Below are 14,171 nucleotides of genomic sequence, written 5' to 3' on the forward strand. Positions count from 1 at the left end.
ATCTCAAAAACCGCAACTTGCATGCAGTTACGGTCGTCTTCATGCAAGTTGCACGATTCCGAAAATTGCCTGTTTTCATAACATGTTGTTTTATAAGGATTTAATTGCTAATCTCGAGTTGGCACACTGCCTGCAATATCCCTGTTAACGCTGCAGCATCAAGGTTTACGTACTGCAGACTTTTAATAAAACAGGAGTTACTCGTATGAAGAAGTTCGCTCTCGCTACTGCTACCGCTCTGACCCTGGCCATGGGTGCTAACGTAGCCTTTGCTCAGACTTCCCAAGCCCCAATGACCTTGGCGGCCGGTGAAGTCACCAAGGCTAAAGAGTCCACTTCGGATACCTGGATCACCACCAAAGTCAAAGCTGACCTGCTGACCGAGAAAGGTATTCCTGGTTCGGACATTAAGGTTGAGACCAACAAAGGTGTGGTTTCCCTGTCCTCGACAGTCGCTATCTCCGACGCGCAGAAAGCCACTGCTGTAGCGATCACCAAAAAAATCAAAGGCGTAACCGCAGTATCGGCTGACGGCCTGATGGCTGGCGGCGCTACCAAGGCTGATAACGTAGACAAAACCAAAAGCGCAGCTGCTGATGCCAAAGAGTCCACCTCGGACACTTGGATCACCACCAAAGTGAAAGCTGACCTGGTAACCGAGAAAGGTATTCCTGGCACCGACATCAAAGTCGAAACCAACAAAGGTGTAGTTTCCCTGTCGTCGACCGTCGCAGTGACTGAAGCGCAGAAAACTACCGCGGTGAACATCACCAAGAAAATCAAAGGCGTTAAAGCTGTATCGGCCGACGGCCTGAAAGCAGAGTAACGCTTAACGAATCGCCTGAGCTAGGCGGAGGCGGCCACGAGCGAGTTAGATATCCGCTCAATGCACCTCACAGGTTCATGCGACCGACCACACGGATGTGGTCATTACAGGCCCCGGCACTTGTGTCGGGGCCTGTTCTATTGTGGGCGGGAAATTGTAGGAGCGAGCTTGCTCGCGAAAAACCTGAGAGCGCCACGGTAACTCAGAAAGCACCCGTTATCGTTGACGCCCTTCGCGAGCAAGCTCGCTCCTACAGGGGATGTACACCGTTTGAGTTATTCGGCATCCAGATGCATCGGGGTCACCACCCGACCATCTTTCTCCGCCTGTCCAAGATTGGCGTCGATAAAGTAAACCCGATCATCTTCCAGTTGGCCCTTGTCCACCAGGTAGTCCTTGATCGCACTGGCGCGGTCCTGGCCCAGTTGGCGCAGCAACACGTCACTGCCACTCCAGAACTTGATCACACCGTCCCGTAGCTTGGCGGTGCGCTCGTCATTGCTCAGGTCTTTCCACTCGGCCGGCGGCTGTTGTTTCAGGCGGGTACGGTAGATGCCTTCCAGCAGCGGCGCCTTTTCCTTTTCCGGGACTTCAAGCAGTGACGCCTGGGCCGGGACCTTATCGCCACGGCGCTGGAGGATCTTGTAGTAGTTGTACTGGTATTCGCGTTCCAGCCGCTGTGCGGCCAACAATGGGCCGTCACTGCTGGCAGCGGCGGTGCCTTCGATCTCCAGGCGCAGGGCAGGGCGCTCCTTGAGGGCCTTGGCCAGGCTGTCCAAGGCCGACTGGGAGTCCTTGCTCAACTCGCTGGAACCTGCGGCGAACGACACGTTGCCAAGGTCTTGCGCACCACCACCGCTAATCAACCCGCCAATGAACTTGAAGGGCGCTGTGGCCGCGCGTACCACCAGGTTGCGCAGGGTCTGCCAGACAATCGGCATCACGCTGAATTGCGGGTTGTTCAAGTCGCCGGTCACCGGCAGCTCAATGGAGATCTTGCCGTCGGAATCCTTGAGCAGCGCAATCGCCAGGCGAATCGGCAGGTCCACGGCATCCGCACTGTCGACCTTCTCACCCAGTTGCAGTTGCTCGACCACCACCTTGTTCTCGGCCTTCAACTGGCCCTTGGTGATGACGTAATGCAGGTCCAGGTTGAGCCGGCCCTTGCGGATACGGAACCCGGCGAACTTGCCCGAGTAGGGCGTCAGGGTGGTCAGTTCGACACGTTTGAAGCTGGTGGCGATGTCCAGCGCGGCCATTGGGTCAAACGGGTTCACGCTGCCCTTGATGGTCACCGGCGCATAACGGTCGACCTTGCCCTTGATGTCGACGCTCGCTGGCTTGGCCTGGCGACTGTCGATGGTGCCGATCTGGCCGTTGAGCTGTTGAATCGCCGTGGCGAAGTTCGGGGTCAGGCTGAAGTCGGCGAAGTTGGCCGAACCGTCGTTGATCGCAATTTGACCAATATGAATACCCAGCGGCTTCTCTTTGCTGGCCGCAGGTTTGGCCGCGGACTTGGTGCCGCTGTCGGCCGGCTGTGGGATCAGCAGGTCATCGATGTTGGTGGTGCGGTCATCGTTGATCATGAAGCGCGCATAGGGTTGCAGCAGGTTGACCTTGTCGATCGACAGGCTGTCGCCATGTTGATAATTCACGCCTTCCAGCACCAGGCGCTGCCATTTCAGGAAGTCGCGGGTCTTCATGGTGTCCAGGGTGTGCAACTGATCGACCTGTGCCCGGCCAGTCACTTGGAACGCCAAAGGCTCGGTGCTTTTCAGGTTCACGTCGAGGTTGCTGCCGAGCATGCCGCTACGCAGTTCCAGGCGGATAAACGGGCTGATGTAGGACTGGGCGACGCGCAGGTCGATGTCCTTGGTATCCACTTTCAGCTTGGCGTTGACCGGGTTCAGGTTGACCTGGCCGGTCGCCTGGAGCTTGCCCTGTTTGCCTACGCCGGTATCCAGCTTGAGGGTAAACGGGCTTTGGTTGAGGCTGTCGAAATCCTGCAGGTCAAGGTTAAGCGGCCCCACTTCCAGGGCGACGGCCGGCTTGGCGGAACGGTCCGCCAGATGCACTTGATAGTTGCGCAGTTGCACGTCCTTCAGCAGCACTTGCCATGGTTTGCTCGGCGCTGCCGGTGCAGGCTTTGGCGAGTCGGCGGTGGCGGGTGCGGTGGCTGGCTCGGCGGCGGGTGCAGGCTTGCTCGGTTGGCTGGCGAACAGTTTCTGCCAATCCAATTGGCCGTCTGCTTCAAGGGCTGCCCAGGTTTCGAGCTTGTTGCTGCGGATCTTGCCGACTATTACCTGCTGCTTGGCCAGGTCTACAGTGGTGTCGCTGACGTCCAGCTTCTCCAGGCGCGCGAGTGGCCGGCCGTCCGGAGCCTTGATCGCAAACGGCGCGACACTCAGGGCAACGTTGGTCAGGTTCAGCTCGGTTTCCTTGGCCAGGCTCATCTTGTAGTCGGTGCTGAAGTTGAGGATGCCGTCTTCCAGAACCAGCGGCACCGCATCACGTACATACGGCCACCAGACTTTCATCTTGCCGTCGGTAACCTTGAGTTTGCCCTCGGAGGCAATCGGGATGAGGCTGAAGTTACCGGTCCAGTCGATCTGCCCACCTTCAGGTCCGGCCGCAACCAGGGTCATATCAGCGTTGTCTTCGGGCAGCGTGCTGAGGTTTTTCAGCTCGAAATCCAGCTTGTCGTAGAGAAACTCGATCGGTTCGCTGGGGCGCAAATCCTGGAAGTGCACATAGCCGGCTGCCAGCTTGATGTTGTCGATGCGCAGCGGGAACGGCTTGGCGTTGGGATCGGTGGGCGTCGGCTCGCTGGCTGGCAATTTGAACAGTTGCGCCAGGTTGAGTTGGCCGGACTTGTCGAACAGCAGCTCGGTCTTGGGCTTGTCGAGCTGTACGTCAGCCAGGTGCAGGGCGCGGGTCCACAGGCTGTCGATCTGCAGGTTGGCATAGAGGCGTTCAAAGCCCACTTGCTCCTTGCCAGGCTCACCGATATTCAGGCCCCACACGGTCAATTCGAGGCTGAACGGATTGAACTCGATACGCTCGATACGCGCCGGCACGGTGGCGTAATTGGCCAGCTGTTGGTTGGCCACGCGAAGGGCGATGCCGGGGAGAATAAGGAAGCCCAGCAAACTGTACAGAGCAAGGGCGGTCAGCAAGGCGCCAGCGGCGCGAATCAATCCTTTGGGCATATGTGACGCCATCTATGTCATTCAAGAGTGCCTTGGAGTATGGCACGGGTTTACGGTTCCGAAGAACCGGGCCTTTATTCCTGTGGCCAGGCGCTTTTAGGACAGATCTTACAGCTGCAGGATCAGCGTCTTCAGCGGGGGCTGCTGGTCTTGCGACGGGAAGTCTGCGCCAGGGGGCATGATCTGCCAGTCACGGACCGGGCGGCCGGCCTTTTCGGCGCAGCGCAGGACCTGGTCGCGCCAGTCGTCCATGCTGACTTTTGCCAGGTTGTTGCAGCAGATCAGCACGCCGTTGTCGGCGGTGGCCAGCAGTGCAGGCTTGAGCAGGCTCTGATAGTCGCGCAGCAGGTCGACGGTGCCGAAGGCGCTCTTGGCCCAGGCCGGAGGGTCAAGCAGTACCAGGTCGTATTGGCGTTGCTCCAGGCGTGGATAACTCGGCAGTTTCTGGCCGCGACGCTGGCTGATGGGCAGGCCGGCCAGTTGGCGGATTGCCGGGAAGTAGTCGGACTGCACGAATTTCATCGTCGGCAATTTCGGATTGAGCAGGCCGTTTTCGCGACCGACCGCGAGGTTGCCCTCGGCAAAGTCCAGGTTGCACACCTCACGGGCGCCACCGGCAGCCGCGCTCAGGCCGACGCCACAGGTGTAGGCAAACAGGTTCAGCACGCTTTTACCGGCGCTGTGTGCCTTGACCCAACCACGGGTGTTGCGCAGGTCGAGGAACAGCAGCGGGTCTTGCCCTGCATGGCGGCCGCGTACGCGGTAGTTGAGGTCCCATTCGTGGCCGATCAAGTCTTCCAGAGCCGCAGGTTCGGCGCGGTACACCGTGTCTTCACGGTCGATGCGCGAGTTGCCCCGGGAGCGGTCGTTGTAGACCAGCAGCAGTTCCAGCCCCAGGTACTGGTTGATCGACTGGTGCAGTTGCAGCAGGTCGTCGCTCTCCAGCGACTGGTGAAAGCTTTGCACCAGCAGTTGCGGGCCATAGCGGTCGATTGTCAGGCCGCCGGCGCCTTCCTGGCTGCCGTGGAACAGCCGATAGCAATCGGTGCCTTGGGCATGCAGCTCAGCGAGCAGGTCTTGGCGATGATCGAGGGCGGCGCGCAGCGCCTGATTCAAGGAAGACATGTTGCGCGCCTTGCAGAGTAATGGGGGCGCGGGAGTTTAACAGTTATGGCTCCAGCAGGCCCATTCGCCTGTGGGCCCGTTGCACCGAACCGTTGCGCATGGCCCAGCGTAGCAACGGCGCGCTGCGCTTGACCCCGGCGCGAATCATCTGGCGTTGCAGCGGGCGTTGCTTCTGCCCGAGCATGTCGCTGGCCCAGTCCGGCAGCAGGTCGATGCCGGCCTGCATCATCAGCGAGCCAAACGGCTTGGCCAAGGTGCTGGGGGACGGCGCATTGAGCAGCAGACGCAGCACTTCGTGGCTGCGGTCGTCACACAGTAGTTGCGGGCGAATGCGCTCAAGGTAGTCGGAAATTTCCTGACGTGAGCGCGGCACATGGCGCGCCCCCAGTTGCTCAGCCACCAGGGCGATTTCGCTGTAGTACCGGTCTTGATCCCTGGGGGATAGATCCGGGTTGCAATAACGCAGGTGGGCCGCAAGAAAGTTACTGACCTCTGCCACATGCACCCACGTCAGCAACTCCGGATCGCTGGCCGCATACGGTCGGCCATCAGGTGCATGGCCGACCACTTGCAGATGAATGGTGCGCACTTTCTCGATCAGCCATTCGGCGTCGCGGCGCGAACCGAATGTGGTCCCGGAGATGAACTGCGAGGTACGCCGCAAACGCCCCAGCATGTCTTGCCGAAAGTTCGAATGGTCCCACACGCCGGCCAGGGCCAGCGGGTGCAACGCCTGCAACATCAGCGCGCTGATGCCACCAATCAACATGCTGCTGAAGTCGCCATGGACCTTCCAGCTCACCGAGTTCGGGCCAAAGAGGCCTGGATCGCCCTTGGGGTTTTCCAGGTCGAGTTGGCCGAGCGACAAGCCAGTCAGGCTCATCAGCTGGTTTTCGATGCGGCTGCGAATGAGTTCCATGGGATCCTATCGGTTGAGGCGTTTATCGATCAGGCCATCCACCACGCTCGGGTCGGCCAGGGTGGAGGTATCTCCCAGGCTGTCCAGTTCGTTGCAGGCAATCTTGCGCAAAATCCGCCGCATGATCTTGCCTGAGCGGGTTTTCGGCAAGGCCGGTGCCCATTGAATCAGTTCGGGCTTGGCGAAGCTGCCGATTTCCTTGCTCACCAGGTCCAGCAAGTGTTTTTTCAGCGCATCGTCGGGCTCGACCCCATTCATGGGCGTGACAAAGGCATAGATACCCTGGCCTTTGACGTCGTGGGGATAACCCACCACGGCGGCTTCGGCGACCTGATCATGCAATACCAGGGCGCTTTCCACCTCGGCGGTGCCGATACGGTGCCCGGACACGTTGATCACATCATCGATGCGCCCGGTGATCCAGTAGTCGCCGTCCTCGTCCCGCCGCGCGCCGTCGCCGGTGAAGTAGTAGCCGGGGTAGGGTTTGAAATAGGTGTCGATCATCCGCTGCGAGTCGCCGTACACGCTGCGAATCTGCCCCGGCCAGCTGGATTTGATTGCCAGCACGCCACTGCCTGCGCCGCTGATTTCCTTGCCTTGCTCATCAAGCAGCACCGGCACTACGCCAAACATCGGCTGGGTAGCGCAGCCGGGTTTGATGCGCTGGGCGCTGACCAGCGGGCTGAGCATGATGCCGCCGGTTTCGGTCTGCCACCAGGTGTCGACAATCGGGCAGCGTTGTTCGCCGACCGCGTTGAAGTACCAGTCCCAGGCCTCCGGGTTGATCGGCTCGCCGACACTGCCCAGCAGGCGCAGGCTGGCGCGAGAGGTATTTTCCAATGGACCGTGGCCTTCACGCATCAGCGCGCGCAAGGCGGTAGGCGCGGTGTAGAAGATGTTGACCTTGTGTTTGTCGATCACCTGCCAGAAGCGCGAGCTGTCCGGATAACTCGGCACACCCTCGAACATCAGCGATGTGGCGCCATTGGCCAGCGGCCCATAGACGATGTAACTGTGGCCAGTGACCCAGCCGACATCAGCGGTGCACCAGAACACTTCGCCGTCGCGGTAGTCGAGGACGTACTTGAAAGTCATCGCGGCCTGCAACAGGTAACCACCGGTGGTGTGCAGCACGCCTTTGGGTTTGCCGGTGCTGCCGGAGGTGTAGAGGATAAACAGCGGGTCTTCCGCGTCCATCGGCTCGGGCGGGCAGTCATCGCTGGCTGCGTCCAAGGCCTGTTGATACTTGAGGTCGCGCCCTTCAGTCCAATTGACCGCCGCGCCGGTGCGCTGCACCACCAGCACCGTGCTGACGCCTGGGCAACTGGCCAGGGCCTTGTCGACATTCTGTTTCAGCGCCACAGGCTTGCCACCGCGTACGCCTTCATCGGCGGTGATCACCGTGCGGCAGTCGGCGTCGAGAATGCGGTCGCGCAGGGCGTCCGGCGAGAAACCACCAAACACCACCGAATGCACCGCGCCGATCCGCGTACAGGCGAGCATCGCGTAGGCCGCCTCGGGAATCATCGGCATGTAGATACACACGCGGTCGCCTTTCTTTACGCCACGGCTTTTCAGCACGTTGGCCAGGCGGCTGACGTTTTGGTGGAGTTGGCGGTAGGTGATTTTGGAAGACTTTGCAGGATCATCGCCTTCCCAGATGAAGGCCGGCTGGTCGGCACGTTGCGCCAGGTGACGGTCGATGCAGTTGTAACTGACGTTCAGTTGGCCACCGGCAAACCATTGGGCGGCGCCGGTCTTGATGTCGGACTTCTGAACGGTCTGCCAAGGCGTGGACCAGTCGAGAAAGCGCTTGGCCTGTTCGGCCCAGAAGGTATCGGGTTGTTCGACGGATTGGCGATAGAGGCGCTGGTAGTCCTCTTGACTGAGTTGCGCAGCCCGGCGGACGGCATCGGCGGTGGGGAACGTGCTGATATCGAACATGAGGGATCCTTATTCTTGTTTTTGCGACAAGCAATAAAGATGCACCCTGTGGCAGGCGGGTTCAAGGCCAACGTCCAAACGGACGTTGGCCTTGCGGGCATTACATCAACCGCGGTGACGGCCGCGGAAGTAGTTGATCAACCCTTGGGTGGACGCGTCGTCCGCAGGCTGTTCTTCAGTGCCGGTCAGGCGGTTGTAGACGCCTTTGCCCAGCTCCTTGCCCAGCTCCACGCCCCATTGGTCGAAGGCGTTGATGCCCCAGATGACGCTTTGCACGAACACTTTGTGCTCATACATCGCCACCAGCGCGCCGAGGCGGCGAGGGCTGATGCGTTCAACCACAATGGTGTTGCTCGGACGGTTGCCCGGGATCACCTTGTGCGGTGCCAGCTTCTGCACTTCGGCCTCGTCCATGCCTTTGTCGCGCAGCTCGGCTTCAGCTTCGCTGCGGGTCTTGCCGAGCATCAGCGCCTGGCTCTGTGACAGGCAGTTGGCGTACAGCCACTGATGGTGGTCGGAGACCGGGTTGAAGCTGACGATCGGCACGATGAAGTCGGCCGGGATCAGTTGGGTGCCTTGGTGCAGCAGCTGGTGGTAAGCATGCTGACCGTTGCAGCCTACGCCGCCCCAGATAACCGGGCCGGTGTCGGTGGACACCGGCGTACCGTCCTGGCGCACGCTCTTGCCGTTGGATTCCATATCCAGCTGTTGCAAGTGCTTGGTGATGTTGCGCAGGTAGTGGTCGTACGGCAGGATCGCGTGGCTCTGCGCGCCCCAGAAGTTGCCGTACCACACGCCCAACAGGCCCAGCAGTACGGGCATGTTCGCTTCGAACGGCGCGGTCTGGAAGTGCTGGTCCATGGTGTAGGCACCGGACAGCAGTTCCTTGAAGTTGGACATGCCGATGGCCAGCGCGATCGGCAGGCCGATGGCCGACCACAACGAGTAACGACCGCCAACCCAGTCCCACATCGGGAAGATGTTTTCTTCGCGAATACCGAAGGCCACGGCGGCGGCGTTGTTGCTCGAAACGGCGATGAAGTGGCGATACAGCTCGGCTTCCGAGCCACCCTGGGCCAGGTACCAGGCACGTGCGGCCTGGGCGTTTTTCAGGGTTTCGAGGGTGTTGAAGGATTTCGACGAAACGATGAACAGCGTGGTCTCGGCGCGCAGCTTCATGGTCAGCTCGTGGAACTCGCTGCCGTCGATGTTCGCCAGGTAATGGCAGCGCACGCCTTTGTGGGCGTAGGACAGCAGCGCTTCAGACACCAGCTCCGGGCCGAGGAACGAGCCACCGATGCCGATGTTCACCACGTCGGTGATCGGCTTTTCGGTGTAGCCACGCCACAGACCGTCGTGAATGCGGCCGACCAGGTCAGTGATCTGGTTCAGCACCTTGTGCACGTCCGGCATGATGTTCACGCCGTTGACCGACAACTTGTCGCCGACCGGGCGACGCAGCGCGGTGTGCAGCGCCGGGCGGCCTTCGGAAGAGTTGACCGGCTCGCCGTTGAACAGTGACTTGATCGCGCCCTGAAGGTCGACTTCCTTGGCCAGGCCTACCAGCAGGTCGCGGGTTTCGCTGGTGATCAGGTTTTTCGAGTAATCGAGGAAAAGTCCGCAGCTGCTCAAGGTGAACTGTGTAAAGCGCTGGGGATCGGCATTAAAGGCTTCGCGCATGCTGAAATCCTGCATGGCTTGGCGATGTTGATTGAGCGCTTGCCAGGCGGGCAGAGCGGTAACGTCATGAGGAGTGCGGTAGTACGCCATCGCTGCGGGTTTCCTTTTTATTGCTGGGACTGCTGGTAGGACACTTCAAAGCCGGAAATGTGCTGTCTTTGTGAAGATGACAGGCTCCGGTCGACGCCAACGAATAGCGTAGGGCGAATACATTAAACCTAGCGTGTCGATCTGTCTTGGCTTTGTCTGCGCTGTGGCCGGTACTTTTTTATACCGGCCGATCAGGCAGTGCAACAGGCGGGGTGTGCGGCGGGGTCAGTTCAGGTGCAAATGCAGGTTGTCGATCAGCCGGGTGGCGCCCAGGTAGGCGGCGACCAGGATCACCAGATCCTTGTCTTCAGCGGTGGCCGGACGCAGGTGCAGGCCCTGGCGGACCTCCAGGTAGTCCATGCGAAAGCCCGCGGCTTCAATCTGCTGGACCTGTGCCGCGCGCAGTTTGGCGAAATCGCGGTCGCCCGCTTCAATGGCGGCAGCCATCTGGCTGAGGCTGCGGTGCAGCACCGGCGCGATGGCGCGCTGCTCTTCGGTGAGGTAACCGTTGCGCGACGACAGCGCGAGGCCATCGTCGGCGCGAACGGTCAGCTCGCCGATAATCTGGATCGGCATGTTCAGGTCATGGACCATGGCGCGAATGACTGCCAGTTGCTGGTAGTCCTTCTGGCCAAAGATCGCCAGGTCTGGCTGGACCATGTTGAACAGCTTGCTGACCACCGTGGCCACGCCTTCAAAATGCCCGGGACGGCTGGCACCGCACAGGCCTTCGGACAGTTGCGGCACGCTGACGCGTGTCTGGCCGGCCATGCCGTCGGGGTACATCTCGTCGACGGTCGGGGCGAACAGCAGGTTGCAACCGGCTTGCAGCAGCTTCTCCTGATCAGCTGCCAGGGTGCGCGGGTATTTGTCCAAGTCCTCGCCGGCGCCAAATTGCAGCGGGTTGACGAAAATGCTCGCGACCACGAAGTCCGCTTGTTGCGCAGCCTTGGTCACCAGCGTGGCATGGCCGCTGTGCAGGTTGCCCATGGTGGGCACGAAGCCGATGCGTTTACCCGCGCTGCGGGCATGGGCGACGGCGGCGCGCAGTTCGCGCACGGTTTTGACGGTGTTCATGCAGAGAATCCGTGTTCAGCGCCGGGGAAGGTAACGGCTTTGACTTCGCTGACGTAGGCGCCGAGGGCCGATTGAATGCTGTCCTGGCCAGCCATGAAGTTCTTCACGAACTTGGGTACGCGACCGGTCAGGGACAGGCCCAGCATGTCGTGCAGCACCAATACCTGGCCGTCGGTGCCGGAACCTGCGCCGATACCAATCACCGGGATTTTGACGGCCTGGGTGATTTCCGATGCCAACTCGCTTGGCACGCACTCCAGCAAAATCATGCACGCACCGGCCTGCTCCAGGGCGATGGCATCGGCGCGCATCTGGCGCGCCTGGGCTTCGCCGCGGCCTTGCACCTTGTAGCCGCCGAGGATATTCACCGACTGGGGCGTAAGGCCCATGTGCGCGCAAACCGGCACACCACGTTCAGCTAGCAGGCGAATCGACTCCGCGAGCCAGGCGGCACCTTCAACCTTGACCATGTGTGCACCGGCACGCATCAGTTGAGCGCTGTTGGTCAGGGTCTGTTCGATGGTGGCGTCGGCCATGAAGGGCAGGTCGGCGACGATGAAGGCGCCCTCGTTGCCACGTTTGACGCAGGCTGTGTGGTAAGCGATTTCGTCGTTGGTGACCGGCAGGGTGCTGTCATTCCCTTGTAGAACCATGCCCAGAGAGTCCCCCACCAACAACACTTCAACTCCTGCCTGGCAGCTGGCCTGGGCAAAAGTGGCGTCGTAGCAGGTCAGCATGGTGATCTTTTCACCTTTGAGTTTGAGGCTCTGCAAGGTGCTCAGGGTAACGTTTGGCATGAAAAGGGTCCTCATTCAGGCGCTTGGAAACAGCGAGTAACGCGCGTGAGTCTTCGTTTATACAGGCGCACTTTCTTAAGGATCAGTGCTTATAAGGCCTGGATTGCGCCCTTTAGCGCCGGGTAGGCGGCAGCGGGACGCCTATAGTCGTGAGGAGGACTCTGGAAGTCAATTGGATGTGTTACCGCATTGTTACGGCCGGGGTGTTACCGCTGTTACTGATGCGATTCAGCAGTAAATGATGCGTAGGAGCGAGCTTGCTCGCGAAGGTCGTTAACGATGATGCGGGAAGCCTGACACCCAGCGGTGTTCTCAGGTTGTTCGCGAGCAAGCTCGCTCCTACAGGTGTGAAGGCAGGCGTTCCAGGCCGACAAACGGGCAGGCGTCCAGCAGGTCGCTGAGCAGGCGGCCATCGGCGAGTTGCAGGCGGGTGGGGGCCAGTTCCGCCAATGGGTAAAGCACGAATGCACGCAGGTGCATTTGATAGTGCGGCACCTTCAGGCGTGGTTCGTCGATAAGCCGGTCGCCAAAGATCAGGATATCCAGGTCCAGGGTGCGTGGGCCCCAGCGCTCGAGGCGCTCGCGGCCCTGGTCATTCTCGATGGCCTGCAGGGCATCAAGCATTTCCAGAGGCGCAAGTGCGCTGTCCAGGGCCGCGACCGCGTTGGTATAGCGCGGTTGGCCCGGGAGCAGGGAATCACTTTGATAGAAGGCGGATACGCCCGCCAGCGTAGTGCTCGGCAATTGCGCCAAGGCCTCGATGGCATGGCGCAATTGTTGTTCAGGGGCCGCCAGGTTGCTGCCCATGCCGATGTAGAGACGTTCCACGGGCTTACTCGCCAGACGCGCTCGAGGCGTCGCCAGCGCTACGTTTGCGCTTGCTGCCACTGCTGCGGCGACGTTTTTTCGGGCCATCGCCGGTGGCTTCGCCTTTGCTGCTGAGCTCTTTGATCATCTCGCGGCGCTGGCTGTCGTTGGCGTCCTGGTAGTCGGTCCACCATTCCCCCAGGCCGTCGGTCTGCTCACCGGCGCTTTCACGCAGCAGCAGGAAGTCGTAGCCGGCACGGAAGCGCGGGTTGTCCAGCAACAGGTCGGCACGTTTGCCGCTGCGGCGTGGCAGGCGCTCCTGCATGTCCCAGATCTCGCGGATCGGCATGGTGAAGCGTTTCGGGATGGCGATGCGTTGGCATTGTTCGGCGATCAGCTCATGAGCCGCTTCCTGCATGGCCGGAATTGCCGGCATGCCGCGATCCTGCAAGCGCATCACGCGCTTCGGCAGCGCAGGCCACAACAAGGCGGCAAACAGGAACGCCGGGGTGACCGGTTTGTTTTGCTTGATGCGCAGGTCGGTGTTGATCAAGGCTTCGCTGATCAGCGTGTGGGTGTAGGTCGGGTTGTACTCCAGTGCTTCGGCGCTGGCCGGGAACAATGGGTCGAACAACTGCAGGTCTACGAGCATTTCGAAGGTGTCGGCGGCATAGCCGGAGAGGAACAACTTGAGCACCTCTTCGAACAGGCGTGCCGACGGGATTTCCCGCAGCATCGGCGCCAGGTCGCGAATCGGCGCGGCCGTGTGCTTCTCGATGCCAAAGTTCAGCTTGGCCGCGAAACGCACGGCCCGCAGCATCCGCACCGGGTCTTCCTGGTAGCGTTGCGTCGGGTCGCCGATCAGGCGCAGCAGGTTGTTGCGAATGTCGTGCACGCCGTTGGCGTAATCGAGGATGCGCTCGCTGACGGGGTCGTAATACAAGGCATTGATGGTGAAGTCACGGCGTTGCGCGTCTTCTTCCAGGGTGCCGTAGACGTTGTCCCGCAGGATACGCCCGCTTTCATTGCGGGAAGACTGGTTAGTGTCTTCTTCTTCATCGTTTTGCGGGTGGTTGGCGCGGAAGGTCGCGACCTCGATGATCTCGCGACCAAAGTGGATATGCACCAACTTGAAGCGCCGACCAATGATCCGCGCATTGCGGAATTCGGCACGCACTTGTTCCGGCGTGGCACTGGTGGCGACGTCGAAATCCTTGGGAGTGATATTGAGCAACATGTCGCGCACGCAACCGCCAACCAGGTAAGCCTGGTAGCCGGCGTTCTGCAGGCGTTCGACGATGTTCACCGCATAACGGCTGAACTGGGCACGCTGCAACGAATGCTGGTTGGCATTAAGCACTTCAGGCGTGCTGCGGATGTGTTGCGTACGACGCAAGGGAGAACGGAATGACTGGAACAACTTCTTCAGCATGGGATGCACTGTTTGAAGGAATGTTCGGCCATAACGAAGAATGACCGGATGATGGGCGGGGATTCTAGCATTTAGTCAGGGGATGGTGTAGGAACTAGCTGCAAGGCTTGAGCCAGAAGCTTAAAAGAAGGGTGGCAGGTGCCAAATCGCGGAAACTACAAGGGGAGCCGAAGCTCCCCCAGAAGTAGTTGCGTGCTCTATTTTTATTATTGGTTTCGGGCTTCTTGTTTTTGTTGATCGCCCTCGCCATGAAGCTTCACCTTCA

Annotated in this window: 10 protein-coding genes and 1 pseudogene; 1 reads left to right on the forward strand and 10 read right to left on the reverse strand. The window is 60.3% G+C overall.

Features of this window, described 5'->3' with window-relative positions; all coding sequences use genetic code 11:
- The first annotated feature begins 205 nt into the window (after positions 1 to 205).
- Positions 206 to 826, forward strand: coding sequence for a BON domain-containing protein (locus NVB75_RS23995; RefSeq protein ID WP_258343624.1), 621 nt, complete (start codon positions 206 to 208; stop codon positions 824 to 826).
- Positions 827 to 978: 152 nt separating this feature from the next.
- Here the strand turns inward: NVB75_RS23995 and NVB75_RS24000 are convergent.
- From NVB75_RS24000 to NVB75_RS24045, 10 genes and pseudogenes are all read right to left on the reverse strand, one after another.
- Positions 979 to 1,068 (reverse strand): annotated as a pseudogene (locus NVB75_RS24000) (outer membrane lipoprotein carrier protein LolA); the annotation flags it as partial.
- Between the two features lie 33 nt (positions 1,069 to 1,101).
- Positions 1,102 to 4,035 carry a DUF748 domain-containing protein gene (locus NVB75_RS24005; protein ID WP_258343625.1) on the reverse strand — a complete coding sequence of 978 codons (2,934 nt, stop codon included), beginning with the start codon at positions 4,033 to 4,035 and terminating at the stop codon, positions 1,102 to 1,104.
- A 108-nt stretch (positions 4,036 to 4,143) separates the two neighbouring features.
- Positions 4,144 to 5,160: a class I SAM-dependent rRNA methyltransferase gene (locus NVB75_RS24010; RefSeq protein ID WP_258343626.1), complete on the reverse strand. Its 1,017-nt coding sequence runs from the start codon at positions 5,158 to 5,160 to the stop codon at positions 4,144 to 4,146.
- Positions 5,161 to 5,203: 43 nt separating this feature from the next.
- Positions 5,204 to 6,079, reverse strand: a complete 876-nt coding sequence (locus NVB75_RS24015) for an oxygenase MpaB family protein (RefSeq protein WP_258343627.1) — start codon at positions 6,077 to 6,079, stop codon at positions 5,204 to 5,206.
- A gap of 6 nt (positions 6,080 to 6,085) precedes the next feature.
- Positions 6,086 to 8,023 (reverse strand): acetate--CoA ligase, encoded by a 1,938-nt coding sequence (gene acs / locus NVB75_RS24020; protein ID WP_258343628.1) that lies wholly within the window; start codon positions 8,021 to 8,023, stop codon positions 6,086 to 6,088.
- Between the two features lie 105 nt (positions 8,024 to 8,128).
- Entirely contained in the window at positions 8,129 to 9,793 is a 1,665-nt protein-coding gene (gene pgi, locus NVB75_RS24025; RefSeq protein WP_076013744.1) for a glucose-6-phosphate isomerase, read from the reverse strand.
- 225 nt (positions 9,794 to 10,018) lie between these two features.
- Positions 10,019 to 10,870, reverse strand: coding sequence for a pantoate--beta-alanine ligase (gene panC / locus NVB75_RS24030; protein WP_258343629.1), 852 nt, complete (start codon positions 10,868 to 10,870; stop codon positions 10,019 to 10,021).
- Positions 10,867 to 11,667 carry a 3-methyl-2-oxobutanoate hydroxymethyltransferase gene (gene panB, locus NVB75_RS24035; RefSeq protein ID WP_258343630.1) on the reverse strand — a complete coding sequence of 267 codons (801 nt, stop codon included), beginning with the start codon at positions 11,665 to 11,667 and terminating at the stop codon, positions 10,867 to 10,869. Before panB ends, panC begins: the two co-directional genes overlap by 4 nt.
- 339 nt (positions 11,668 to 12,006) lie before the next feature.
- A complete protein-coding gene (gene folK, locus NVB75_RS24040) occupies positions 12,007 to 12,495 on the reverse strand; it encodes a 2-amino-4-hydroxy-6-hydroxymethyldihydropteridine diphosphokinase (RefSeq protein WP_258343631.1) in 489 nt (162 codons plus the stop codon).
- A gap of 4 nt (positions 12,496 to 12,499) precedes the next feature.
- The gene (locus NVB75_RS24045; protein ID WP_258343632.1) at positions 12,500 to 13,906 is read right to left on the reverse strand and encodes a polynucleotide adenylyltransferase PcnB; all 1,407 of its coding nucleotides are present in this window, start codon (positions 13,904 to 13,906) and stop codon (positions 12,500 to 12,502) included.
- Positions 13,907 to 14,171: the final 265 nt, after the last annotated feature.

The sequence above is a fragment of the Pseudomonas sp. CBS genome, from assembly GCF_024734645.1.
GTDB lineage: Bacteria > Pseudomonadota > Gammaproteobacteria > Pseudomonadales > Pseudomonadaceae > Aquipseudomonas.

Coding starts and splice junctions, on each gene's coding strand:
- NVB75_RS23995 (WP_258343624.1), top strand. CDS start 206: ATGAAGAAGTTCGCTCTCGCTACTGCTACCGCTCTGACCCTGGCCATG.
- NVB75_RS24005 (WP_258343625.1), bottom strand. CDS start 4,035: ATGCCCAAAGGATTGATTCGCGCCGCTGGCGCCTTGCTGACCGCCCTT.
- NVB75_RS24010 (WP_258343626.1), bottom strand. CDS start 5,160: ATGTCTTCCTTGAATCAGGCGCTGCGCGCCGCCCTCGATCATCGCCAA.
- NVB75_RS24015 (WP_258343627.1), bottom strand. CDS start 6,079: ATGGAACTCATTCGCAGCCGCATCGAAAACCAGCTGATGAGCCTGACT.
- acs (WP_258343628.1), bottom strand. CDS start 8,023: ATGTTCGATATCAGCACGTTCCCCACCGCCGATGCCGTCCGCCGGGCT.
- pgi (WP_076013744.1), bottom strand. CDS start 9,793: ATGGCGTACTACCGCACTCCTCATGACGTTACCGCTCTGCCCGCCTGG.
- panC (WP_258343629.1), bottom strand. CDS start 10,870: ATGAACACCGTCAAAACCGTGCGCGAACTGCGCGCCGCCGTCGCCCAT.
- panB (WP_258343630.1), bottom strand. CDS start 11,667: ATGCCAAACGTTACCCTGAGCACCTTGCAGAGCCTCAAACTCAAAGGT.
- NVB75_RS24045 (WP_258343632.1), bottom strand. CDS start 13,906: ATGCTGAAGAAGTTGTTCCAGTCATTCCGTTCTCCCTTGCGTCGTACG.